Here is a 21,199-nt window from a genome sequence, read left to right on the forward strand (position 1 = left end):
TCAACTCTCGATACTGGCAGGTTGAGCGAAGTCGAAACCGGATTGAACGGGTACTTTATTTAGTTGCAGTTCCCTAAGCGCGGCACCATAGCAATACAGTTACCTCCTCCTTCGGTCAGCAGGATAACTGTATTGTCTTAGCTACCGATTTCTCTCCCCTTATTTGAGCCGCTTTGGGTGACGGTTATCCTGCTAGGCGCTCATCCTGTAGGGGGGGCCATGCCTCACAACATGTCCCCAGCGATGAGCGCTCAATGATGTTTAGCTGGGGCGAGCCCAAGTCTTTCGTGGTGGATAGTCAGTCAAAACTGGATGCTGTGGGGTAGGCTAGCGATCGCATCAATTACTTCAGGCAAATTTTATGAGCACTCCATCAGAGTACAATCCCCCGAAGGTTTGGCAATGGGACACTGAGAATGGTGGCCAGTGGGGCAGCACCAATCGTCCCATCGCCGGAGCCACTCACGAGCAAACGTTACCCGTAGGAGAACATCCCCTACAGCTCTATTCCCTCGCCACGCCCAACGGCCAAAAAGTGACGATTTTGCTAGAAGAACTGTTAGCTCTGGGTATCACTGACGCCGAGTATGACGCCTATCCCATCCGCATCAACAAAGGCGAACAGTTTGGCAGCGGGTTTGTCGACGTGAATCCCAATTCCAAAATTCCCGCGCTGGTCGATCGCAGCATCACTCCCCCAACCCGCATCTTTGAATCAGGGGCCATCTTGCTATATTTGGCCGAAAAATTTGGGGCATTCCTTCCCCAATCGCCGGCACAGCGGGCCGAATGTCTGTCCTGGCTGTTTTGGCAGATTGGCTCAGCCCCCTATGTGGGCGGCGGCTTTGGGCATTTTTACCATTACGCCCCCGTCAAGCTGGAGTACCCGATCGACCGTTTCACAATGGAGACCAAGCGCCAACTCGATGTCCTTGACCGTCAACTAGCGGCACACCCCTACATCTGCGGTGATGACTACACCATCGCCGACATCGCCATTTGGCCCTGGTACGGCGGGTTGGTTTTAGGCCGCTCCTACGACGCAGCAGAATTCCTCGACGTGCAGTCTTATTCCCACGTGATGAAATGGGCCACCGAGATTGATGCTCGCCCAGCGGTGCAACGGGGCCGTATGGTAAATCGCACCTGGGGGCCACCCAGCGAGCAACTGCCCGAACGCCACGCCGCTAGTGATTTCGCCACTCGCACCCAAGACAAGCTCGAAGAAGCTACTAGCTAAAGGGCATGGACATTTCAGCAGAGGAATATGTGATGCCGATGCTCAGTCAGGTGCGGGCTCAAGTCAAAGCATCAGGACCTTGCAAATAAGAAGGTTTCGAGCGCTTCTAATGACGCTGGGTGATCGGTTGTCGTTAGCCTCTGACGGCTGCGGCATCATCTCCGTAGAGCCACAAGTGCCTCACAAAAACGTCTACCACTATCGTCACCAACCGCACTAGATATCGGTATGGGCAATACCTTTCCGCCACCAGGATTGTGTTCGTTTTCGGCGTTACCGGATCCTTACAAAACGGCCTTTCGCCTTGGCAGCGCTCATCATCTACCCGGTCAGTTTTTGCCTGCCCATACGGATAAGTTCTTGCAGATCTTCTGCTTGCCGTTCATGCTGATGTACGCCTCACCCATCTTGATTTTGGGGCCGTGGCTCATCATCCAGGCAGTGCGTCAGCCTAGTCGCTATCTGCAATTTGTCATCCAAGTAGGAGCAACCGCGCAAACGCCGCTTCAGATAGTTTTTATCGTTTTACTGTTCTTACTGATGGTGGTGCTCATCGGCTATTGCGCTTGGCAAGCCTGGGATTTGGCCCAATCGTGCTACCGCACCTGGCACATCGCTCGGCTACGGAAAAATAGAGAATATGGTTACGGATTAGTGCTGCTTTCCCACGGCATCACTGGCCGTTTGGTCAATAATTTTGACTGGCGTCACAACTGCCTCTGGTTACCGCGACAGGCGATCGCCTATATTACCTGGCAAAAAATGCGCGAAGCAGGGGCGAAACGTAGCTACTGGGTTTACCGCACCCGCATTTGCTACCTGTCTGCTACTGGCGACCAACATTGGCTCACCCTCAAGGGCGATACCGTTAGGGGCAAAGCGGGCGCATCTGTCGCCATGCGCGATCGTGACCTTTATGACACCCTGCAGCATTGGTGGCAATCCTCTGGCCCGTAGAGGGATAGCTCCTTAGGAACACTCGCCTCACCCCGTAAAAGCTTTGGATTCCTGACTAAACCTGGTCTTGAAAATCTTCTAAGGCTCGGAGCAAATCGCCCATACAGCTGGCCGGAATGAGATCCATCAATGGTAGTTGCTGACGACCACCCCCTACCGGTACCGTGATATCGCGCAACACTGCCGTGACATCGCTTTCATCCAAGCGATCGTCCACCACGAGCGGATAAAGCCGTTGAGCGACTAGCGTATGCAGCTTGGCGTCATTAAGATACAGATGCCATTTAGCCACGTCAATATAAACCACTTCACCAACGTTAGCAGCCAACTTTTCCAACTTTTCAGCAGGGGGCGAGTCATACATAGGGGGAACTTCCTAAAGCACTTGCAGCACGTTATTCAGCGTAGGTCACCACGACCACCTTAGCCTCCCCCTTCTGGGGCATCCTCCGGCTCAATGACGTAATCGCCCGCATAGTCAGCGATCGCAAAGACGTAGATAGCATGAATCGCCAGACCGATAAACCAAATCGGCGTCACTTTGACCACCCAAGGTACCCAAGCATCGTCAAGTTGATGCGCAAACCAAAGACCCGAATTCACAGCAGTAAAAGCCGCCACATGCACAGCAAACGTCATACGGTCATCTAGCTTGCGAAAGGCTGGGTCACGGCGGTCAGGTTTTCGAGGCCAACGAGGTGGCATGGTCTATTTATCCAAACACTTACCCTTTCATTCTACGGGCTGTTATCAATTAGCACTAAAATCCTTGCCAAAGGCAGATCCTAACCTTCAGAGGATGCTGCCACCGTACTTTTAAATGAATTTGAGAAACTGGCTATGCCAGATCAAAATTAGTTGGCCCCGTTCACCCGTATCCCTTGTACACAAAGCGCTGGAATGCCTGTTTGGCAAGGGGCTGAAGAAATGCTTACGACTTTTCAAAGTAAGCATCAAGTAGCTGTCATTTGGGAGCGAATAATGCGACCTTGGCTGAGCTAAGAGCTCCCACCTGCACTGGTTTCACGACACTAGTCAGATACATACCTTAGGCTGCTAACCGCTAGAACTGAAGCTCAAACATAGTATTGCCCTTCAAGATTCTGGCCATTGTGATTCTGGCTATCGTTACGTAGCGTGGATGCTTGAAACAACGTCGCGACATCTGACCAAGCGACAGTCAGCTGGCTACCATCGTTTTTATCGTTTTTCGCGTTGCCAGATGAGACTCTTGATGATGAAACGTTTACTTGAATCTCAGCCCATCTGGAATCGGGGCAATTGCAATCCTACTTTCTGAAGTGAATCCAGCCATTGATAGCAGAGGCTTTCCTAACGCTGTAATCAGGGTTGATAAGTCACCCAAACAGAGACTGTCAACGGAAGCTTGCTCACTGTGCCCAGCGCCATAAAGCCCAAACATTAAAGCTGAGAGGCGTTGACGGATTAATGAACTGATCTGGCAATTAGAAATGCCAGATTCTATAACTTTGACTAATTTCCTTACTGAGATGGAGACGTAGTTGTTGTCGGTCGGCAATTAGCAGGCTCAATGCCAAATTTAACCAGATCAGCTAACTCTTGCAGTTGGTTGATGGCCTCAGCCCCTTCAAGCTTCATCAGCTCCCTATCGTCGCGCATCTCAGTCCAGGTAATGCCATAGTCCGAGACCAGGAAGCGAATCAGATGGCTATCTCCCAAGCTCACCATAAAGGACGCGCTATTCATCTGCCCACCACAGGTATAGCAGGATGCTAAGTACCCTCTGTTCTCGAGAACAATGGATAAAGCCTGTAAATTCATGACCAGATCTTGCACAAAGCTTTTGTGCTGCTCAGCCAAGCGGACAAACATGGCATCTCTCCTTCCACCGTTAAGTTTCTATTTTAGCCTTAAATTTTTAGATTGCCTTAACAAAGTCAATAGTGGACTCGACCCCGCCTAAAAACATTCCTTCAAATAAGAGAGCAACAATAACTGGGTTGTACTTGGAGCAATCTATTCTGACAAGAGCAGCATAACCTTAGCGCCCGTATCCTCAATGCTCTGTAGCTTTTTAGACGAATAAGAGTAGATTTAGAGCTTTGTTCTAACGCATTTTGGATAAAACCGCCTGTCGTGCTTATAAGTTTTCACCAATTCGCAAATAAATTATTTTTATTTGTTCGGTATTAACTTATCGATATGTTCCGGTTGCCTCATGGTTCTTTAGACGACTATTTGACTATCTCTACTGGGCTAGAACTGCTGTGGACGCTACGGATTAACGTTGTTAGGTAGGTAGCCTAAATTAAACATTTTCAAGTTTGCGGATGTTGACTCTGCTCAAGCAGTTGAGTTTCTAGGTTTCACAAAGACGGAGGCTCAGCCGAGCTCCGGTTTAGGCTGATTGACAATGATCGACATGATTCAGGAATGACCCCGTTCAGGTATGGTGTTTTCCTGGATCGAGGACCTGGGCCTACTTAGATATCCCACTGAAAGCTGGTTCCGACTCTGCTCAACCAGTCCTGTTGCTTTCCAGTCAAGAATTTTCAGGTGGCGCGATTGAGCAACCCATCGGCTAGCCAATTGTGCTCATCTCCTAACGATAGGGACTGGAGCAGGTGATTTTATACGGAAGGAATAATGCCGATAAGAGGCTGGATATTGCTAGCTGAACGGGCATTTGAGAGGCTGTCCAGTCGCTCTTGGGGGTTGCCCTGGGCTGTGGCGACAATTGAATGTGTGGCCTTTTATAAGTAGCGAGTCGGACAAGAGTTTTACCCTGGGAGGTTGAGTTTTTGAGATCGTATTTACGTCATACCTGTGAGGAAACGGTCTGGGAAGGAGGAGCTTTCAGGGTAGTATCTTGATGGTGTCAAGAGAGTTTGAGTGATGGTTGAACGGCCTATCAAGAAGTCGGAGAGAGCAGCTAGCGAAGCCCAGGAGGGCAGTAGCGATCGCGAGGGGCGTAGTGACGATCGCCGCGATCACAAGGGTCGTAAGGGTGGCAAAGGCAAGGGGAGACGCGATCGTGAAGAGAAAGCTCCGCCGGCATCCCCAGCATTGATGCGCGGGCCGAGACCGAAGCCAAAAGTGGAAGCGCCGGAACCGGAAGCAACCTCCGACTCGGAAACGGCAGAAGCAACGGCTGAACCAGTTGAACCAGTTGAAACAGCTGAACCAGCTGAACCAGCTGAACCAGCTGAACCAGCTGAAGCGCCGGCCAATGTACCGGACGCGTCCGAAGCGTCTGAATCATCCGAACCGTCCGTTTAGTTTTCCGTGCCCGACGGGCTAAATTTTGGGCAAAAAAATCCCCAGTCTAGTGACCGGGGATTACTATCAGGGTGCATCTACCACTCCACTGTTCTTGGGTGCGGGGAAGTGATCCGGACGGATGGGAAAAGTTTTCAGCAAGTTCAGTAAATTTGCGATGGGTGAGAGGCGGCGCTTCTCACTTGCTGCTGGTGGTCTTGGTCATGGTGACTTGGCGGAGCGACGTTGCCATTAACTGGGGAGGTGAGATGAACTATCGCATCGCCGTGGTAGGCACTGCTGGCGCGGGTAAAACCACCTTAGCCCAGGCCATTGCCGAAACGCTCCAGATTCCCCACATAGAGCTAGATGCGCTGTTTTGGCAGCCAGATTGGCGGCCGTCTGAAACTGGAGAGTTTTGGGCAAAGGTGGCGGCGGCAACAGCCGGTGAAGATTGGATTGTTGACGGCAACTATTTACGGGCGCGGCTCATTGTGTGGGAACGCGCGACTGTTGTGGTGTGGCTCAATTATTCACTGCCGCTGATTCTTTGGCGGGTAGTTCGTCGCACGGTCGTGCGTAGTTGGCGACAACAGGAATTGTGGAATGGTTGCTACGAAACGTTTCAAAAGGGCTTTTGGAGCCGCGATTCCATCATTCTTTGGGTGCTGAAGACCTACCACCAAAATCGTCGATCGCGCTCCTAGACTGGTTAGCCATGCCGCAATATCAGCATCTGCAACTGGTAGAACTGCGATCGCCGGCTGAGGCTGAGTCTTGGCTGCGATCGCTACCGGCGGGAATCGCGACCAATGCACCGGAAAGCGTCGCTCGGGATCACGACAACTGATCAAGCTGTGCAAAATTGTAGGGAGCCGTGAAGTTGTTGTAGCGAATGCGCAAGCGATCCTCAAATTGCTCGTCCAGTTCCTCAATCGCCTGACTAAACTTGGATTCATCTTCCCAAGGAATCAGGTAAGCCGTGTTGTAAATCATGGCATCGGTGAGGGGGGCATTCTCCAGCACTTCCACTGCGAAGGCATTGAGCCGCTGTCGGAAAGCGTCAATCACCTCATTTTTGCGATCGGTGATGGCGGTTTCAATGGCCTGACCAATATCAACGACCTGATCCATGCTCAGCTGTTGCCCCTCTAAGCGATCGCGTTCAGCCCGTAGGGCCGCATCTTCATCCATCAACTGATTAAGCTCGGCGTCAGGTTGCCACAAAACTTTGACGCTCACCTCACGACGACCATCTAATTTGGCAAACAAGCGTTTGAGGGCATCGCCGCGCGGGGTAATTAATTCATCAATGACGCGATCCCAAGTCTCGATAATTAATCCAAACTGTAGCGGTAACAGGGTTCGGTGACCAGTCTGCATGGCCGCTTCGAGCACCCGCTCATGGCCCAACAAATTTTTGCGGCTGGCCAGGTAACGCTCTTGCTGAGCCGCCGAATACAAAAACACAAACCCATCAATGGTGTGAGTGCTGATGGGCTGTTGATCAAGGCCTTGCACTTCGAGGTCGTGCGGCCCTGGCGCAGGAAAAATTCCATACAAATATAGCAGTTGTGGCATAGTCAGCCATCAAAGAAACAATGAGGATGCGCTGAAAGCTTACCTCAGTTCATGGGTTTCGAGGTCAACACTAACCGTAATTTCGCATGAATCAGATTAAGTTGTGCGAGTCCCAAGTCAACATCGCCTTCGACGACCACGCCGGTGTCGAGCAGTCGGTCAAGTAATTCGAGTAAAGAAGGGGAATCTGATGTCTCACCAGGGTAGTAGCCGCCACTGCGAGGTAACAAAGCGCCTAACTCTCCCAGGTCAATGTTCAGGTCAGCGGGATCGACCTCGAAAATCTCGCACAGGTGCACAATTTCCGCCTCTAATCGGCGCAAACTCTCGGCCGCTCGGTCGAGCTGTTCATCTGCTAGATGCCCTGATTCCATACGGCGAATCACTTGGGCTTCCATGAGTTGGCGCACCAGTTCGGTCACCGTTAGGAGGAGTGGGGCCAAGCCAGCATCCGCGTTATTTGGACGCGCTAGGGCAAAATCACTTTCTGAGGGGGTGTTTTCCGGGGATGTCATGGGTTTAGCTTAACGCTTGCCCTCTTCCACCCAACCTTGGGGACACGCTTTTTGATACTTTTGAGGGCGACTGGCTGGGGACCAACTAGGGCCGCGATCGCCAGACACCATTACGCCATTGGCGATGGGCATCCTGGGCGAGCACTTGGGCACGGCCCATCATCATGCGGCCTTGGTCGAGCAGGTGGCTCTGATTAGCTGGGCGGGCGGACGGGCACGAGCGAAAGCTGGGAATTGTGCGACTGCTAGCCACTTGTTTCATCGTACGAATTTGGATCATGAGGGTTCCAGGTGTAATGGATTAGCAACAGGGACATGAGTCTCAGGTTAAGTGGTGCTAAAGCCGCTTTAGCGCGGTCATAGGACTCGACTGTTGGGATGCGGTTCGCCATTAGGATGCCCGGTTTAGAACAGGGGTTGCGTGCGGGCAGGTCTGGGACGCTAGGCGATCGCGGGCAATAGTCGCTAGCAGATTCCAGGGAGGAAATGCTTGGTGCTTAATAGCGATCGCACGACCCACCACAACTCGTCACAACTCGCCCAGAGTAAGGCCGCAGCACTGCCCCTGCTGTCGCGAAGCCACAAGCACTACGCCAGTAGAATTACTAGCAAAATAAAGCCAAATACGGAAACTCCAGATTGCCAAAAAATATCGAAAGTTGGACGCTCGTCTATTACGGCATATTTCATCTTGATTAACTACCTTTGAATAGCGATTATCCAGTTCACTGCGACTGAAGAGGATGTGTTAAGAGGCATTTTTACCTCTATGTAAAGACAATCAAAGAAATCGCTAAAGTATCGTGTCTCTTTAGTTCTAGAATGCCCAATACACCAGAAATTGGTGTGATCTTGCACATACTTCACAAGAGCTTCATCAAATCAGCAACCGTCCAGTTCTAGCTTGGTCGCAGCTGAGCGGTTGCTGAAATTAGCAGGCGCTCTCTAGTGCAGCATAGGTTTAAAGATTGATTGGGCATTCGTAGCGTTGTGTAAGCGTCGTGTAACCTCCAACCGCTTTTGAAATTGTCAGTTTTGTTATCTTGCTCACGCGCAACATCGATCCGCCCATGGAAAACTGACAGACGATTAGGGCACGAGATGTTCGTTTAGGCAGTCAATCGCCGTGTCAATGCTCAGGGCAGCGGTTTGGAGGTTGGCGTCTTCCAGACCTGCGGCCAGACAATGTTCGAGATAGCCGAGTTCGATGACCAGGCGTTTGACGATCGCCCGCAGACGACGTTGGCGAGCGGTGGGGTGATCGGTAGTCAGGCAGGTATGGTGCATGGTGGTCATCCTATGGAGTTCGTCACTAACGCAGTGATAGCCCGTACCAACTTGTTGCAGCTAGCCCCAAATCATCAACAGACTGGGTGTTGCAGCGGGGCGGGCAATGCAACAACCGAGTAGCCTGCGGCGTAAATTCGCACCCCTCTCGTAGCGTGTAGGAGAGCCGAAGAGCAAGCGTACAGAAGCTAGAAAGGTGTTGCTGTTTGCCATCTCGCGGTTTACCCCATGCTCGCCCTGAAGGCTTGCGCCGCGACTGGGTTGCCGGCAAGTTTGAACGGACAGTACGCCTTTAAGATTGAAACAGTCTTGATAGCAGGGAAGTCCAATGGTTGATCGATCGCTGATGTATGAAGAATCCTATTTTGTGCTGTTGATGCCAGGGGCAGCGGAGGAAATCTTAACGGCGGCGGAACTTCAGGAGCGCATGGAGACTATTTTGCGCGATCGCCAAGCCGACCTACCTCGGGATCTAGCCAAGCAGCCGACGGTAACCGCGCAAGCGCAATATCTGATCAATACGGCCTGCGATATTGAACTGCAGCCCGGCCAAACCATGCAGTGGTTTGCCATTCGCTTAGAGAAATAATGTAGCGGCGGCACACAGGCGATCGGCTCAGCTGCGAAGCTTGCCTCAATGGACGACATCGGTCGGCAATCATGGACTGGTGGCGATTCTATAACGTGAATTCGATGAACAGCCCCAGCCTGTAATTCCAGCTTGAGTTGGGCCTGATCGTCAACGCAAACATTAGGGCTTGAAGCCTTTCTCCCTCTGGGAGAGAGGTTTGGAGAGAGGGCTAAATCAGTCCGTCGAACTGACGTTCTATAAGACTTACGCCCGATAGCAGCTCCGGCTGCTTGCGCTGCATCTTCGCCACTGACTCACACTTCACCCACTTACCGACTCGTCATCACCAGAATCTTATTCTTCTGCGACTGCCGATGGTCGCGGTGCTCTGAGTTTGCGCACCAGTTTTTCGCCCTCTACCCAGACAAACATCAGCGAACTAAAGCCAAAACAAATCAGCAACTCCGTGGGATTAAGCAACTGGGTGCCGAAGAAGTTGCGTAGGGGTTCTACATAAATGAGCATCATCTGCAACACCGTGGTAATCACGACTGCAGCGAAGACAAAGGGATTGGAAAAGGGGGACATTTCATAGGTCATTTGGGTATCTGAGCGTACGGCGATCGCGTGTCCCATTTGCGCAATGCAGAGCGTCGTGAACACCATCGTTTTCCAACGATCTGGGTCACCAGGAATATCGGGGTTTTGCGCCGCGAAAAAAGCCCAATACATCAGCGAAATCGAAATTACGCTGAAAACAATGCCAATACGCAACATATAGGCTCCCAGGCCTCGGGCAAAGATGCTCTCTTTGGGATCATGGGGGGGGTGCTTCATCACGTCGGGTTCAGCGGGTTCTACTGCTAGGGCTAAAGCGGGAAACCCATCCGTGACGAGGTTCATCCACAAAATTTGCAGCGGCGTGAGGGGAACATCCAAAATCGGCAGCAAAATCGGCGATGCCGCGATTGTGAGCACTTCGCCAATGTTGGAGCCGAGAATGTATTTCACAAAGCGGCGAATGTTGTTGTAAACCACCCGGCCTTCTTCACCAGCAGCGACGATGGTGGCAAAGTTGTCGTCTAGCAGTACCATGTCGCTGGCTTCTTTGCTGACGTCGGTGCCCGTGATGCCCATCGCGATGCCGATGTCAGCTTGTTTAAGGGCAGGAGCATCGTTGACGCCGTCCCCGGTCATCGCCACGATTTGGTGCTCGGCTTGCAGGGCCTGCACAATGCGTAGCTTATGCTCAGGCGAAACGCGGGCATACACTTGCACCGTTTGCACTGCTTGTCGCAGTTCAGCTTCCTCCATCGCTTCCAGAACCTGGCCAGTGAGCACTTCAGCACCGGGGGCGGCGATCCCCATGTCGGCAGCGATCGCCTGGGCCGTCAACTGATGATCACCGGTAATCATCATGGGGCGAATGCCCGCTTGCAGGCACAGGCGCACAGCTTCTCTGGCTTCGGGACGGGGCGCATCCATCATGCCCACCAGCCCCAGCCAAACCATGTCTTGTTCGACGGTATCAGCCTCTGCATTCGCATTGGGGGGAGCTGATAAGGGAGTACAGGCCAGTCCTAGCACTCGTAACCCCTGGGCGGCCATGCGCTCATTTTGGCTGAGAATTTGTTGCCGTGTGGCGTCATCTAGCAATGCTGCGTCGTCCTGCCGCTGAATGGACTGGCAGCGCTGGAGCAACAGTTCTGGAGAGCCCTTGGCTAGGAGCCAGTAGGGGGTTGCAGTCAGGCAATCAGGCAGGTCATGGCTGGCGGTGGGCGATCGCACCACCACGCTCATGCGCTTCCGTTCCGACGAAAAGGCCCATTCTGCCACGCGTTCAAACTGATGCAGCAACTGCTGTTGATTGAGGCCGCCTTTGCCAGCCAAGACGATCAAAGCGCCTTCGGTCGGGTCGCCTAAAATCACCCATTCGCCCTGCTCTTTTTGCAAAATGGCGTCATTGCAAAGCAGTCCACAAAAGAGCAGGTACACCAACTCGGGTTGTTGAAGGGAGACAACGACTTCCTGGTCGTCGCGGGTAAATTGGCCTTCTGGGACATAGCCATCACCCGCAACCCGATAATGGGCGGAGGCGGTTCGGGTAGTTTGTACCACCATTTTGTTCTGGGTTAGCGTCCCGGTTTTGTCGGAACAAATCGTGGTAACGGAGCCTAAGGTTTCGACAGCAGGTAAGCGCCGAATCAGGGCGTTGCGGCGCACCATGCGCTGGGTGCCAATGGCGAGCGTGACGGTGATGACAGCGGGCAAGCCTTCTGGCACCACCGCCACCGCCATGCTGAGCGAAACTTCCAACAGGTCTTCAAAGGCGCTCCAACCGGCCCGGAGAACGCCGCCGAAGACGACTAGTGCGACAAGAATGAGGGAGCCCGTGACGAGGGTATTGCCCAACTGGTCCATGCGTAATTGCAGCGGGGTGGGCTCGCTCTCGACCGCCTGCAACATCGCGGCAATGCGTCCCAGTTCGGTCTGCATCCCCGTTTGGGTGATTAAGACTTTGCCCCGACCGTAAACTACTTCGGTGCCTTGAAAAACGAGGTTGGTGCGATCGCCCAAGCTCGTGTCAGCCGCCAACGCGACATCGGCTTGTTTGCTAACGGCGTGGGCCTCACCAGTAAGCGCTGACTCCCGCACTTGCAAATTAGACGACTCTAATAACAGGCCATCGGCAGCCACTTGCATGCCCGCTTCCAGTAAAAAAATGTCGCCAGGCACCAGGTCTTGAGACGGCACTTCCGAAATTCTGCCCCCGCGCACGACTCGCACAATGGGGGCAGACATCTGTTTCAGAGCGGCTAGCGCCTTTTCAGCCCGACTTTCTTGAAAGTAGCCCAACAAGCCATTGAGAATCACGATCGCAAAAATGGCGATCGCGTCCTTCGGCACTTCATCAGCGCGAATCGCGATCACGCCAGAAATAATGGCCACCGCAATCAGCATCAGCAACATAATGTTGGTGAACTGATCCAGCAGAATGCGCCAGCTGCTACGCCCTTCCGTTTCTTCGAGAACGTTAGCGCCCACTTCCTCACGGCGATTTTCCACCGTTTCGGGCGTTAGTCCCGCAACCTGATCGCTGTCAAGCAGAGTGAGTGCTTTAGATGGCAGCAGAGTATGCCAGCCGCCTGCGGGAGGGGTGTGGAGCCAATCGGTCATAGTCTAAGCGCCTGAAAGCCCTGTTTGACGACGTACTTCATGTTATCGGTCTGCCCTCAGGGTGAATCAGAATCTATCGATAGAATTCTTTCTTCGCAGAGATTCGTATCATTTATCGATGGCGATGGCGACATTTAGGCATCCACCAGGGGGGCACGGCGTAAAAACAACACCAAGGCATCAGCTACTTTGTCGGCCCAGTCTTCTTGAGCATAGTGGCCAACTTCATCGAGCTTCACCAATTCTCCCGTCGGCAGGGTGGTCACCCATTTCTCCGCCAGGGCGACGGGCACCCAAGGGTCAGCAGCACCCCAAATGAGTTGGGTCATGTGAGGCCATTCGGGCAGTTTGGCAGCAATTTCCTGAGTCACGTCTGCCAACTTAAAGCTGCGCAGGGTAAATAGCAGCGATCGCCCCGCTGAAGAGGTGGTCAAAAACGGCTTGCGATAGACGTCTAAATCACCATCATCCACCTGATAAGGGCCACCACCTTCGAGGGTGCGATCGACCAAAAGAGGATCCTGGGTCATCATTTCGCCCGCCAGGGGCCAGGTCATACGGCGAATGGCACCGGGCAACTTCACTTCTGAGGCCAGCGGCGTATTGATGATGACGAGTCGTTCGACCCGCTCAGGATGCCGCAGGGCAAAAAGCACGCCATAAACGCCCATAAAGCCCTGGGCCACCAGATGTACTTTATCGATTTCGAGGGCGGTCAAAAAATTGCCCAACTCAGCGACAAAAGCATCGGCAGTGTAGGCAAAGTCGCGTTTTTCGGGGAAGCAGGAAAAGCCGTGACCCAGCCAATCGGGGGCGATCGCTCGAAAGCCCTGCTCGGTCAACTTGGGCATAACGTCGCGCCAACTGTAGCTTTGGGACACTAACCCGTGTAGCAGCAGCACTGGGGAGCGATCGCCACTTGGTTGCGATGGGGGCTCATCACGATAAAACCAGTCCAGTTTACCGACTTGAACTTTGTAGCCTTCGGTTAATGCCATTGCGCCCACCTGCTCTAGACCGTTGAAGTGTCGCTAAGCTTACGGTCTCAAGTGGGGCGATCGCAACTCTGCCTCCCCAAAGCAAACAGCTTTAAGGAGGCAGAAGGGCTAAATCTAATTGGCTCACAAGCGTCAGCATTAAGGGACTTGTGCGCAAAAAAGATCCCCATGAACCGAGTTTCGACTCCGCTCAACTCTCGATACTGGTAGGTTGAGCACAGTCGAAACCGGATTGAACGGGTACTTTATTTAGTTGCAGATCCGTAAGCGGGAATCAACGCTGACGCGACATACAGTTAGTCAATCAAGTTCACTTTTCCCGCTCGAACATAATCTAAGAGACGGTTGATGTGAAAGCGATCGGTCGCGGGCATCCCCGGATCAGACAGCATGGCCGAGGTTAGCCGCAAATGCTCGCGGCGGCTGAGCTGTCGTGCTTTGACCGCGTGTTTAACAAGTGTTTGAATCCCGGATTGTTCGTGGGCGGCAGAAACCATGACTGATTCATCCTCTTGCTAGGCGTGACATCTTTTACAGGAAATTTTGGAAAGCAAGCTGAATTAACAAGTGATTTTGATGAATTGACGATCTGCTACACGGGCAATGGGGCGATCGTGGGCTCAAAGTCGAAGCAGTTCAGGTAAAGGTTGGACTTGGCTTACTTTCCACCTCAACCGTAAACCCTAGGTCGGCTTTGTGTGATCAGGAGAGACACTGATTACACAAAGGCTTTACAGAAGCTTGTCAGCAGTTTTACAGACCCTGATCAGAGACTCGTGCTCGTTGCCTCAAAGTACAACTCGGCAATTCCCCCTAAACTAAAAAAGACGTTGTGACCATCCCTGATTCTGATGGAAATTTTTCGCCTGCCAGCGCTGACCGACAACTACATTTTTTTGCTCTCCGATGCCGCCAGTCAGACAGCGGCCGTGGTTGACCCAGCCCAGCCTGAGCCGGTGCTACAGCAGTTAGAGCAGCTCGGGGCGACGCTCACCGCCATTTTGAACACTCATCACCACGCTGATCATGTCGGGGGCAATCGCCGTCTGCTCCAGCAGTTCCCGGAAGCAGTGGTTTACGGGGGAACCGAGGATCGCGGGCGGATTCCGGGCCAGCAGGTCTTTTTGACGGAGGGCGATACGGTGACGTTTGCCCAGCGCACGGCCCAGGTGTATTTTGTGCCGGGGCACACCCGAGCGCATATTGCCTACTACTTTCCCCCCACTGAGGCGGGTGGCTGGGGCGAGTTGTTTTGCGGCGATACGTTGTTTGCGGGGGGCTGTGGCCGCTTGTTCGAGGGGACGCCATCGCAAATGGTGGATTCGCTGTCGAAGTTGCGATCGCTCCCCGACACGACGCGCATTTGGTGTGCTCACGAATATACGCTGAACAATCTGAAATTCGCCCTGACGGTGGATGCTGATAATCGTGCTCTGCAGGATCGTTTCAACGAGGTGAAGAGCGCCCGCCGCCGAGGTGAGGCCACGGTGCCTTCGACGCTGGGGAACGAAAAGCGGACGAACCCTTTTTTGCGGTGGGATCAACCAGCGCTGCAGGCAGCGGCGAAAATCACCGACCCCGTGCGTACCTTTGCCCGCATTCGGGGCATGAAAGATCAGTTTTGACGGCGCAGGGCAGAGCCTTTAGGCGGCGATTTCGGCCCCGTGAAAGAGTAAAAACGGCAGCCAACTGATGCCCAGACCAATCAGCGAGAGTGAGACCAGCGTAAAGAAAGACAGGCGATCGCCCATGTCATCGACTAAGCAATCGACCTTCACCAGCAGGGCCGCCGCAATCAGCACCACCATGTAAGCAAAGGTGCGAAACTGCGTCACCGCCAGTACGGCAAAAGACGCCAACGCCAGCACCATGATGGAGTAGCCCACATCGGTCTTAAAGCCTTTGAGCACAAAATTGCGCACAGGTCGCCACAGCAGCGTGAGCACACTGGCTTTAATCACTACAAAAGCCAGCGCCACCCACCAGATGAATGGGCGGGCTTCACTGTTGTGCAACAGTTGTCCGTAGGTGGCATAAGCCAGCATCAATAATCCCCAAGACAGCCAGTGGCTTTTCATGCGTGTCACTCCGACCTGATTTGATCAACGCTACCAGGGGTTCGCTTGCTTACCGCAGGTTGTTACAGATTTGTCGAGATGGCTTCGACGGGGCAAGAGGGAATGCACTGCTCGCAAACGATGCAGCGCGATCGCGCAAAGGTCAGCTGAAAGGTCTCTGGGTCAAGGCTCAGGGCTCCCGTGGGGCAGACCCCAGTGCATAGCCCACAGTGCACACAGGCCGCTTCGTCAATCAGGATCTCGCGGCTCGCTTGAGAAATGCTGATGTCATTTTCTTGTAGCCAAGCGATCGCGTCCTCTAGCTGATCAATATCGCCTGAGAGTTCCACCACGAGCTTGCCAACTTGATTGGGGGCCACCTGCGCCCGAATGATGTTGGCCGCCACATTGAAATCTTTGGCGAGGCGATACGTAATGGGCTGATGGACGGTTTTTTTCGGAAACGTCAGGGTAACCCGTTTTTTCATGACGAAGGCTCAATGGGTGTCCGCTATCTTAAAAGATAGAGAGTTTATATCGGTTCACCAACCGGGATGGCAAATGGATCAGACTACGAAACCGTCAACGACCCCGAATAAAGCAACCACTGCCCCCAGCCTCGCCGCGAAGGCGCGTAATTTTTTGGTGGTCGGCGTCGCCATCATGCTATCGGTTTTAGTGGTGATGGGGGTGCGCACTCAGACCCCAGCGGCCTCTTTGGAAACGTTGGCGGCGGAGTCCACACCATTGGAAGCGGCTTTGGCGAATGGCAAACCCTCTTTGATGGAGTTTTACGCCAACTGGTGTACGTCTTGTCAGGCGATGGCGGGGGATATGGCTGACCTGCGCGGGACTTATGGGGATGACGTTAATTTCGTCATGCTGAACGTGGATAACAATAAGTGGCTACCGGAAATGCTGCATTACCGGGTAGACGGCATTCCCCATTTTGTGTATTTGAATCCCCAGGGGGAGCCGGTAACGGCGGCCATTGGGGAGCAACCGAAAGCCGTCATTGCCAGCAACCTAGAGGCGCTGATGACGGGGGCGGTGCTACCTCACCAGCAGGGCATGGGCCAGACCTCAAACCTGGATACGCCGACGACCCGCAGTGTCGTGATCAACAGCATCAATCGCAGTGATGACCCACGCAGTCACGGGGCGCAGGCGGCGAACTAACCTGGCAGTATGGGACTCAAGGGGCGATCGCTCCAGAGTCTATCCCCATGTCGGATGTCACTCGCGGGCAAGATGCTTGTCCTAAACCCTGAATGAATTGGCAAATTTAGGCTGTGTTGATTGCTCGACGCTGCACCCAGCCACATCATGAGCTAAAAACTTTCATCAGCATCCCCCCATTCATCACGGGCTTGGGCATCGGCTTGTACAAACGTTTGCTTCAGGGTGGCCCAGTCAATTTGGGCGGCGGGTTGGTCAAGTTTGAGGCGACCCTTTTCGAGATAGAGCACGCGATCGCAAAAGTCCTGCACCAAGTCGAGCTGATGGTTACTCATGATCACCGTCAGCTCATGTTCTTGAATCAACGTCTGCATGAGGTGCAAAATTCGGCTGGCGGCCCCCACGTCCAGCGCTGAGGTGGGTTCATCTAACAAGAGGAGCTGGGGACGGGCAATCAACGCGCGAGCGATCGCGACCTGCTGTTGCTGCCCACCAGACAGTTGTAACTCGGTTTTTTCTAGCCAGGCTGGCGGAATTTGCAGGCGTTCCATCACCTCATTGACCCGGCGATCGCGATCGCGGGCCGGACATTGCTGTAGCGCTAACGGATAATGCAGCGCTTGTTTTACCGTCATGCCCAACAGTTGACTGCTCTGCCCGACCAACATGACCCGCTGCCTTAAGGATCGAACGGCGATCGCCTCCAGCGGTTGTCCTTCCAGATACAGCGCCCCACTGCTGGGGCTCACTAAACGATTCATCAGCTTGAGCAGCGTTGTTTTGCCGGCCCCGGCTGGCCCGACCAGTGCTAAAAAGGCTTGAGGCCCGACGCCAAATGACACCGAGTCGATCAGCCGACTGCCATCGCGCCCCTTTAAGGTGACGTGATCCAATTCATAAAGCCAGCGCAACGGCTACATTCCCCCAGTCCAGTGGGCCGCCGTCCAGATCGTCCAGCTGTCAATCAACAGCAACAGTAAACTAAAGACCAGCAAAATGAGGTACATCCAAGGCTGCGCTAAGGGTTTCACATCCCGCGTATCAATTTGGGTATGAGCTTCGACGTAGCGCAGCAGTTCGGCAAAGCCCGCCACCCGCATCGGCAATAAAAACGCCTGCGGCTGTTCATCACTGGTGAAGTAATAGACCAGTCCTCCTTGGCCCGTTGAACGCGGTTTGAGAGCGGTAATTTCGGCCCAGGTCAGTTGCCACTGGCGGCGCAAGAGCCAGCTAATCCAGCGGGGATATCGCACGGCGATCCCGTTAGCATCTACTTCCACCCGCTCGCTCAGGCCGCCATACAGCAGCATACCGCCGATCACGATGCCGACGCTCAGCACATTGGAGGGCACTGGCGCTTGGGTGACATCGGCCAAAATCGGTAGCGGTATCGTTAGCCCGGCATACAGCAACAGCAACGTGATGCGGATGAGCGAAGATACCCCAAACCGGCGGAAACTTTCACGAGGCAAGGTAGCGGGATAAGGTACCGTCGAAGGTTCTGACATAGGCCGATGACTAGAAGAATTAAGACTGCGTCTAATGTATTTTGGCACCCATCATGAGGTTGAGGTTGCCGGCAATTCAGGACTTTCTTTCGCACTGCCCTGGCGCAGTGAGCAGGTTTGGCACTGTGCCGCCGTGGCTCAGCGGTTTAGTACGCCATACAGCCAGCGGTGCAGTGGCCCTCGCCATCAAAGGCGATCGCCGCGCCGCTCAAGGGCACATAGACAGGGGTAGCCGTCGCCTCAATAAACTGAGCCGTTTTGGTGTCAGGTAACAATTCGCCATTGGCGGTGGCGGCCTCATTTGCGTGAGAGGCAATCACCGCCGCAGGATGGATGAGTTCGTCGATCACGTAGGCGGCTTCGCGGGGGCCTGTGGTAAAGGTGTCGCCAATATTCATCACCACGAGTTCAGCGCCGTACTGATTTTTGACGACGGTTTCCTGTTCTGCGGTGACCCCGGTGTCGCCTGAAAGGTAGACCACCAAGCCATTTGTAAAGGTAATGACGTAGCCTGTGGGTGGCCCCACATAGGCATTCAGTCCGGCAGCGCTCAGTTGTTCGCCAAGCTCGCCTTCGATAAAGGCTCCGCTCAAGCCGTTGGAATGCACCGCTGGCACCGTGGTGATGCTGACGCCATCGACCTGACGCGAGGCCCCAAAGCGCACCAACTGCACCGAGTCTGGATCGCCCCCTAAAGTACCGACCTTATTCGCTAAAAATCCAGCAATTTCGCTACCGACAATGATGCGGGCACCTTTGCCCATGGCAATGTCAACGCTGTTGGAATTGGGAATGGTCGAAATATCCGTCTGCGGGCTAGCGCAGGTTCCCGCATTGACCTCGGGGATGCGCCGATCGCCTAAATGATCGCCATGGACGTGGCTAATCAACACCACGTCAATGTCCCCCAGTCGCGGATCATCCGCCCCGGCAACCGTTCTGCCCGCATCGTAGAGCAGGCGTACTCCATTGGGATCTTCGAGGACGAGCGCGCGATCGCGGGCGCAAAACTCACCATCATGGCTGCCCAGCGGCGTTATCGTCACGGCATCGGCGGCAACGGCGGGCAAAGTGCCAGGGCCACTGACTGAAACCCCGATTACTAGCGCTAATACCAGCGCCACACCAGCAACAAAGCTGGGCCAACGAAGAACTGTCATGATGGCAAACTCATTGATGAATACGTTTCTTAAAATACAGGATCTAGCCAGTATCGTAAGCAGTCACCATCACGGTAAAGCTGGGCCACGTCGCTTGTGAGGGGACTGGCCGATGTCTTTGATGCCGACCAAGCCGCAATCGCGCCCCCCGGTTCGGGGGTATCAGTCGCTAATTAAGATCGAGCCGCGACCTCTCTCAGCCGCGACTGCACTGCTTGTCTCAGTTGCTGGGCTGCATCATACACAGTCGTGCCCGTTTCCACTTGATCCAAATCGTTGATGATCCCTTGGAGGGCGCTGCCATATACGGCGGTGTCCATGCCGCCGACTCGCTCACCCAGTTGAGTATTTTTAGTTTGGGCGGCGGCAAACGCCTGCTGCGATCGCGTCTCGCGAGTTTGCTGTTCTTTCACAATGCCGAGGTTGTTTTGATATTCCGCCAGCATTCGCTGCGCTTCGTTGTACCCTACATTGTCAACAGGCACCTGTTCTAATCGGGTAATCGACTGCTGCCAAAGCCCTGTAATGCGGCCCCAAGTTTCCACACTATGGGGCGGATTTTGGGCTTGAGTCGCGGCGGTCCAGGCAAATTGTTTCGCGGCATCAATCAGGGTCGAGGTGCGATCGCCCCCGGCCAACATGCCCGAGACCTGGCTAAAGTCACGCTCATAAGCCGCCAGCTTGGTCTGCCCCATCCGTCCCGCTAGCGTCTCCGGAGGAATTTCGTTGAGCTGATCCATCCCGGCTTGCCAGCTAGTCACGGCCTGCATTTTGGCTTGGGTATCGGCTGCCGACTGGTATTGTTGCTTAGCCGTGTCTACTGTCGCCGTGCCCGAAGTCAGCAAAGCCAGCGCATTTTGCTCTTGAAAAACTTTTGCCTCCATGCGGCCAATGTCTTTGCGGGCAGTTTCAAACTCGTCGTAGGTAAATCGCCAAGTGCAGCTAAACAAAGTGCAGTAAGTCCGGGGATAGTAGCCCAAAAACCACACCGGCAACTTATCAAGGTGCTGCTGGGCTTGTGCCGCTGTGGTGCTGCCGCGTTCAATATCTTGCGCACTGGTGGCCTGATTAACCAGTTGGTCGGCCTGCTCAACCAGAGAAATAGCCTGTCGGTAGTTGTGATCCATGCTGATGTAGCTGGGCAACAGCACAATCGGCGCAGTCCGCGACACTGGCCAGCGAATCATGGGATAGGGCAAATTCAAAACCCAAACCGTACCTGCTGCGATCGCGGTACCTAAGGCGGCCATCCCCACAAATTTCAGCTTGCCCGAAGCTCGATTAGCCTTGGCAGCGCGCCGCAACACCTTGTCGTCAAACTCAGGGAAGATGTCTTCCACTTCGGCTTTAAGCTCAGCGTAGGTGAGGGGATCTCCCGGCTGCAAGCGAAGTTTATTCAATCGGCGGAGCACAATATCTCGGCGCACCGTCTCCAGCGGATCTTTGACGAGACGATTCACTTCCGCTCGTAGCAGTTCGTAAGCACGGTTATTGAGGCGACCCATGATTTTAAGCGCTGATGCAGCGCATGACCGGACGGCCTCAGAATGCCCAAAGCTCGGCTGTGACGCACGACGCCATTAAAGACTTTCGCCGCTAACAAATCATTGCCGCCTACCCTTGATGACTGGGAGAGAGCGTGCCTGATCAAACGCATGACCCATTGTTTTCCGTCAAGCAACATCCGACAATGTATTTACTCAAGTCAATGCACTGGCTTGAGTAGTTT

The 21,199-nt window shown here is 53.9% G+C and carries 24 protein-coding genes; 8 read left to right on the forward strand and 16 right to left on the reverse strand.

Annotation, left to right across the window (positions count from 1 at the left end):
* Window positions 1-361 precede the first annotated feature (361 nt).
* A complete protein-coding gene (yghU, locus tag JUK32_RS04625) occupies window positions 362-1,240 on the forward strand; it encodes a glutathione-dependent disulfide-bond oxidoreductase (RefSeq protein ID WP_204137682.1) in 879 nt (292 codons plus the stop codon).
* 228 nt (window positions 1,241-1,468) lie between these two features.
* Window positions 1,469-2,197 carry a hypothetical protein gene (locus JUK32_RS04630; RefSeq protein ID WP_204137683.1) on the forward strand — a complete coding sequence of 243 codons (729 nt, stop codon included), beginning with the start codon at window positions 1,469-1,471 and terminating at the stop codon, window positions 2,195-2,197.
* Between the two features lie 55 nt (window positions 2,198-2,252).
* Here the strand turns inward: JUK32_RS04630 and JUK32_RS04635 are convergent, their stop codons facing one another.
* The 3 genes from JUK32_RS04635 to JUK32_RS04645 all read right to left on the reverse strand — a co-directional run bounded on the left by JUK32_RS04635 (window position 2,253) and on the right by JUK32_RS04645 (window position 4,051).
* Window positions 2,253-2,561, reverse strand: a complete 309-nt coding sequence (locus tag JUK32_RS04635; RefSeq protein ID WP_204137684.1) for a DUF3181 family protein — start codon at window positions 2,559-2,561, stop codon at window positions 2,253-2,255.
* 59 nt (window positions 2,562-2,620) lie between these two features.
* On the reverse strand, window positions 2,621-2,902 hold the full coding sequence (locus JUK32_RS04640; RefSeq protein WP_204137685.1) for a 2TM domain-containing protein: 282 nt from the start codon (window positions 2,900-2,902) through the stop codon (window positions 2,621-2,623).
* Between the two features lie 798 nt (window positions 2,903-3,700).
* A complete protein-coding gene (locus JUK32_RS04645) occupies window positions 3,701-4,051 on the reverse strand; it encodes a DUF1815 family protein (RefSeq protein WP_204137686.1) in 351 nt (116 codons plus the stop codon).
* Between the two features lie 1,023 nt (window positions 4,052-5,074).
* Here JUK32_RS04645 and JUK32_RS04650 point away from each other — a divergent pair.
* The 3 genes from JUK32_RS04650 to JUK32_RS27910 all read left to right on the forward strand — a co-directional run bounded on the left by JUK32_RS04650 (window position 5,075) and on the right by JUK32_RS27910 (window position 6,287).
* On the forward strand, window positions 5,075-5,458 hold the full coding sequence (locus JUK32_RS04650) for a hypothetical protein (RefSeq protein WP_204137687.1): 384 nt from the start codon (window positions 5,075-5,077) through the stop codon (window positions 5,456-5,458).
* A 203-nt stretch (window positions 5,459-5,661) separates the two neighbouring features.
* Window positions 5,662-6,144, forward strand: a complete 483-nt coding sequence (locus JUK32_RS04655) for an adenylate kinase (protein WP_204137688.1) — start codon at window positions 5,662-5,664, stop codon at window positions 6,142-6,144.
* A gap of 11 nt (window positions 6,145-6,155) precedes the next feature.
* Entirely contained in the window at window positions 6,156-6,287 is a 132-nt protein-coding gene (locus tag JUK32_RS27910; RefSeq protein WP_255538079.1) for a hypothetical protein, read from the forward strand.
* Here JUK32_RS27910 and JUK32_RS04660 read toward each other — a convergent pair.
* From JUK32_RS04660 to JUK32_RS04675, 4 genes are all read right to left on the reverse strand, one after another.
* Window positions 6,275-7,018, reverse strand: coding sequence for a GvpL/GvpF family gas vesicle protein (locus JUK32_RS04660; RefSeq protein WP_204137689.1), 744 nt, complete (start codon window positions 7,016-7,018; stop codon window positions 6,275-6,277). The two genes, JUK32_RS27910 and JUK32_RS04660, sit on opposite strands and share 13 nt — an antisense overlap.
* A gap of 44 nt (window positions 7,019-7,062) precedes the next feature.
* Window positions 7,063-7,533, reverse strand: a complete 471-nt coding sequence (gvpJ, locus tag JUK32_RS04665; protein WP_204137690.1) for a gas vesicle protein GvpJ — start codon at window positions 7,531-7,533, stop codon at window positions 7,063-7,065.
* An 85-nt stretch (window positions 7,534-7,618) separates the two neighbouring features.
* The gene (locus JUK32_RS04670) at window positions 7,619-7,813 is read right to left on the reverse strand and encodes a hypothetical protein (RefSeq protein ID WP_204137691.1); all 195 of its coding nucleotides are present in this window, start codon (window positions 7,811-7,813) and stop codon (window positions 7,619-7,621) included.
* An 809-nt stretch (window positions 7,814-8,622) separates the two neighbouring features.
* Complete coding sequence (locus JUK32_RS04675) at window positions 8,623-8,820, reverse strand: hypothetical protein (RefSeq protein ID WP_204137692.1); 198 nt, start codon at window positions 8,818-8,820, stop codon at window positions 8,623-8,625.
* Between the two features lie 328 nt (window positions 8,821-9,148).
* On the opposite strand from JUK32_RS04675, the gene JUK32_RS04680 reads away from it, so the two are divergent.
* Entirely contained in the window at window positions 9,149-9,409 is a 261-nt protein-coding gene (locus tag JUK32_RS04680) for a chlororespiratory reduction protein 7 (protein ID WP_204137693.1), read from the forward strand.
* 336 nt (window positions 9,410-9,745) lie between these two features.
* On the opposite strand, the gene JUK32_RS04685 is transcribed toward JUK32_RS04680, so the two are convergent.
* The 3 genes from JUK32_RS04685 to JUK32_RS04695 all read right to left on the reverse strand — a co-directional run bounded on the left by JUK32_RS04685 (window position 9,746) and on the right by JUK32_RS04695 (window position 14,063).
* Complete coding sequence (locus tag JUK32_RS04685) at window positions 9,746-12,568, reverse strand: cation-translocating P-type ATPase (RefSeq protein ID WP_204137694.1); 2,823 nt, start codon at window positions 12,566-12,568, stop codon at window positions 9,746-9,748.
* A 134-nt stretch (window positions 12,569-12,702) separates the two neighbouring features.
* Window positions 12,703-13,566, reverse strand: coding sequence for an alpha/beta fold hydrolase (locus tag JUK32_RS04690; protein WP_204137695.1), 864 nt, complete (start codon window positions 13,564-13,566; stop codon window positions 12,703-12,705).
* A 296-nt stretch (window positions 13,567-13,862) separates the two neighbouring features.
* Complete coding sequence (locus JUK32_RS04695; protein WP_204137696.1) at window positions 13,863-14,063, reverse strand: hypothetical protein; 201 nt, start codon at window positions 14,061-14,063, stop codon at window positions 13,863-13,865.
* Window positions 14,064-14,417: 354 nt separating this feature from the next.
* On the opposite strand from JUK32_RS04695, the gene gloB reads away from it, so the two are divergent.
* On the forward strand, window positions 14,418-15,191 hold the full coding sequence (gene gloB / locus JUK32_RS04700) for a hydroxyacylglutathione hydrolase (RefSeq protein ID WP_204137697.1): 774 nt from the start codon (window positions 14,418-14,420) through the stop codon (window positions 15,189-15,191).
* Window positions 15,192-15,209: 18 nt separating this feature from the next.
* On the opposite strand, the gene JUK32_RS04705 is transcribed toward gloB, so the two are convergent.
* Both JUK32_RS04705 and JUK32_RS04710 read right to left on the reverse strand, forming a co-directional pair.
* The gene (locus tag JUK32_RS04705) at window positions 15,210-15,644 is read right to left on the reverse strand and encodes a hypothetical protein (protein WP_204137698.1); all 435 of its coding nucleotides are present in this window, start codon (window positions 15,642-15,644) and stop codon (window positions 15,210-15,212) included.
* A gap of 62 nt (window positions 15,645-15,706) precedes the next feature.
* Entirely contained in the window at window positions 15,707-16,111 is a 405-nt protein-coding gene (locus tag JUK32_RS04710; protein WP_204137699.1) for an NIL domain-containing protein, read from the reverse strand.
* A 73-nt stretch (window positions 16,112-16,184) separates the two neighbouring features.
* Here JUK32_RS04710 and JUK32_RS04715 point away from each other — a divergent pair, with 73 nt between their 5' ends.
* Window positions 16,185-16,802 (forward strand): thioredoxin family protein, encoded by a 618-nt coding sequence (locus JUK32_RS04715; protein WP_204137700.1) that lies wholly within the window; start codon window positions 16,185-16,187, stop codon window positions 16,800-16,802.
* Window positions 16,803-16,954: 152 nt separating this feature from the next.
* Here the strand turns inward: JUK32_RS04715 and JUK32_RS04720 are convergent, their stop codons facing one another.
* From JUK32_RS04720 to JUK32_RS04735, 4 genes are all read right to left on the reverse strand, one after another.
* Entirely contained in the window at window positions 16,955-17,713 is a 759-nt protein-coding gene (locus JUK32_RS04720; protein WP_204137701.1) for an ATP-binding cassette domain-containing protein, read from the reverse strand.
* Between the two features lie 3 nt (window positions 17,714-17,716).
* Complete coding sequence (locus tag JUK32_RS04725; protein ID WP_204137702.1) at window positions 17,717-18,310, reverse strand: hypothetical protein; 594 nt, start codon at window positions 18,308-18,310, stop codon at window positions 17,717-17,719.
* A 146-nt stretch (window positions 18,311-18,456) separates the two neighbouring features.
* The gene (locus tag JUK32_RS04730) at window positions 18,457-19,470 is read right to left on the reverse strand and encodes an MBL fold metallo-hydrolase (protein ID WP_204137703.1); all 1,014 of its coding nucleotides are present in this window, start codon (window positions 19,468-19,470) and stop codon (window positions 18,457-18,459) included.
* Between the two features lie 173 nt (window positions 19,471-19,643).
* Window positions 19,644-20,975 carry a hypothetical protein gene (locus JUK32_RS04735; RefSeq protein WP_204137704.1) on the reverse strand — a complete coding sequence of 444 codons (1,332 nt, stop codon included), beginning with the start codon at window positions 20,973-20,975 and terminating at the stop codon, window positions 19,644-19,646.
* Window positions 20,976-21,199: the final 224 nt, after the last annotated feature.

Source organism: Halomicronema sp. CCY15110 (assembly GCF_016888165.1).
GTDB lineage: Bacteria > Cyanobacteriota > Cyanobacteriia > Phormidesmidales > Phormidesmidaceae > Halomicronema.

Excerpts from the sequence above, each read along its gene's own strand:
- yghU (WP_204137682.1), top strand. The coding sequence starts at position 362 with ATGAGCACTCCATCAGAGTACAATCCCCCGAAGGTTTGGCAATGGGAC.
- JUK32_RS04630 (WP_204137683.1), top strand. The coding sequence starts at position 1,469 with ATGGGCAATACCTTTCCGCCACCAGGATTGTGTTCGTTTTCGGCGTTA.
- JUK32_RS04635 (WP_204137684.1), bottom strand. The coding sequence starts at position 2,561 with ATGTATGACTCGCCCCCTGCTGAAAAGTTGGAAAAGTTGGCTGCTAAC.
- JUK32_RS04640 (WP_204137685.1), bottom strand. The coding sequence starts at position 2,902 with ATGCCACCTCGTTGGCCTCGAAAACCTGACCGCCGTGACCCAGCCTTT.
- JUK32_RS04645 (WP_204137686.1), bottom strand. The coding sequence starts at position 4,051 with ATGTTTGTCCGCTTGGCTGAGCAGCACAAAAGCTTTGTGCAAGATCTG.
- JUK32_RS04650 (WP_204137687.1), top strand. The coding sequence starts at position 5,075 with ATGGTTGAACGGCCTATCAAGAAGTCGGAGAGAGCAGCTAGCGAAGCC.
- JUK32_RS04655 (WP_204137688.1), top strand. The coding sequence starts at position 5,662 with ATGGTGACTTGGCGGAGCGACGTTGCCATTAACTGGGGAGGTGAGATG.
- JUK32_RS27910 (WP_255538079.1), top strand. The coding sequence starts at position 6,156 with ATGCCGCAATATCAGCATCTGCAACTGGTAGAACTGCGATCGCCGGCT.
- JUK32_RS04660 (WP_204137689.1), bottom strand. The coding sequence starts at position 7,018 with ATGCCACAACTGCTATATTTGTATGGAATTTTTCCTGCGCCAGGGCCG.
- gvpJ (WP_204137690.1), bottom strand. The coding sequence starts at position 7,533 with ATGACATCCCCGGAAAACACCCCCTCAGAAAGTGATTTTGCCCTAGCG.
- JUK32_RS04670 (WP_204137691.1), bottom strand. The coding sequence starts at position 7,813 with ATGATCCAAATTCGTACGATGAAACAAGTGGCTAGCAGTCGCACAATT.
- JUK32_RS04675 (WP_204137692.1), bottom strand. The coding sequence starts at position 8,820 with ATGCACCATACCTGCCTGACTACCGATCACCCCACCGCTCGCCAACGT.
- JUK32_RS04680 (WP_204137693.1), top strand. The coding sequence starts at position 9,149 with ATGGTTGATCGATCGCTGATGTATGAAGAATCCTATTTTGTGCTGTTG.
- JUK32_RS04685 (WP_204137694.1), bottom strand. The coding sequence starts at position 12,568 with ATGACCGATTGGCTCCACACCCCTCCCGCAGGCGGCTGGCATACTCTG.
- JUK32_RS04690 (WP_204137695.1), bottom strand. The coding sequence starts at position 13,566 with ATGGCATTAACCGAAGGCTACAAAGTTCAAGTCGGTAAACTGGACTGG.
- JUK32_RS04695 (WP_204137696.1), bottom strand. The coding sequence starts at position 14,063 with ATGGTTTCTGCCGCCCACGAACAATCCGGGATTCAAACACTTGTTAAA.
- gloB (WP_204137697.1), top strand. The coding sequence starts at position 14,418 with ATGGAAATTTTTCGCCTGCCAGCGCTGACCGACAACTACATTTTTTTG.
- JUK32_RS04705 (WP_204137698.1), bottom strand. The coding sequence starts at position 15,644 with ATGAAAAGCCACTGGCTGTCTTGGGGATTATTGATGCTGGCTTATGCC.
- JUK32_RS04710 (WP_204137699.1), bottom strand. The coding sequence starts at position 16,111 with ATGAAAAAACGGGTTACCCTGACGTTTCCGAAAAAAACCGTCCATCAG.
- JUK32_RS04715 (WP_204137700.1), top strand. The coding sequence starts at position 16,185 with ATGGATCAGACTACGAAACCGTCAACGACCCCGAATAAAGCAACCACT.
- JUK32_RS04725 (WP_204137702.1), bottom strand. The coding sequence starts at position 18,310 with ATGTCAGAACCTTCGACGGTACCTTATCCCGCTACCTTGCCTCGTGAA.
- JUK32_RS04730 (WP_204137703.1), bottom strand. The coding sequence starts at position 19,470 with ATGACAGTTCTTCGTTGGCCCAGCTTTGTTGCTGGTGTGGCGCTGGTA.
- JUK32_RS04735 (WP_204137704.1), bottom strand. The coding sequence starts at position 20,975 with ATGGGTCGCCTCAATAACCGTGCTTACGAACTGCTACGAGCGGAAGTG.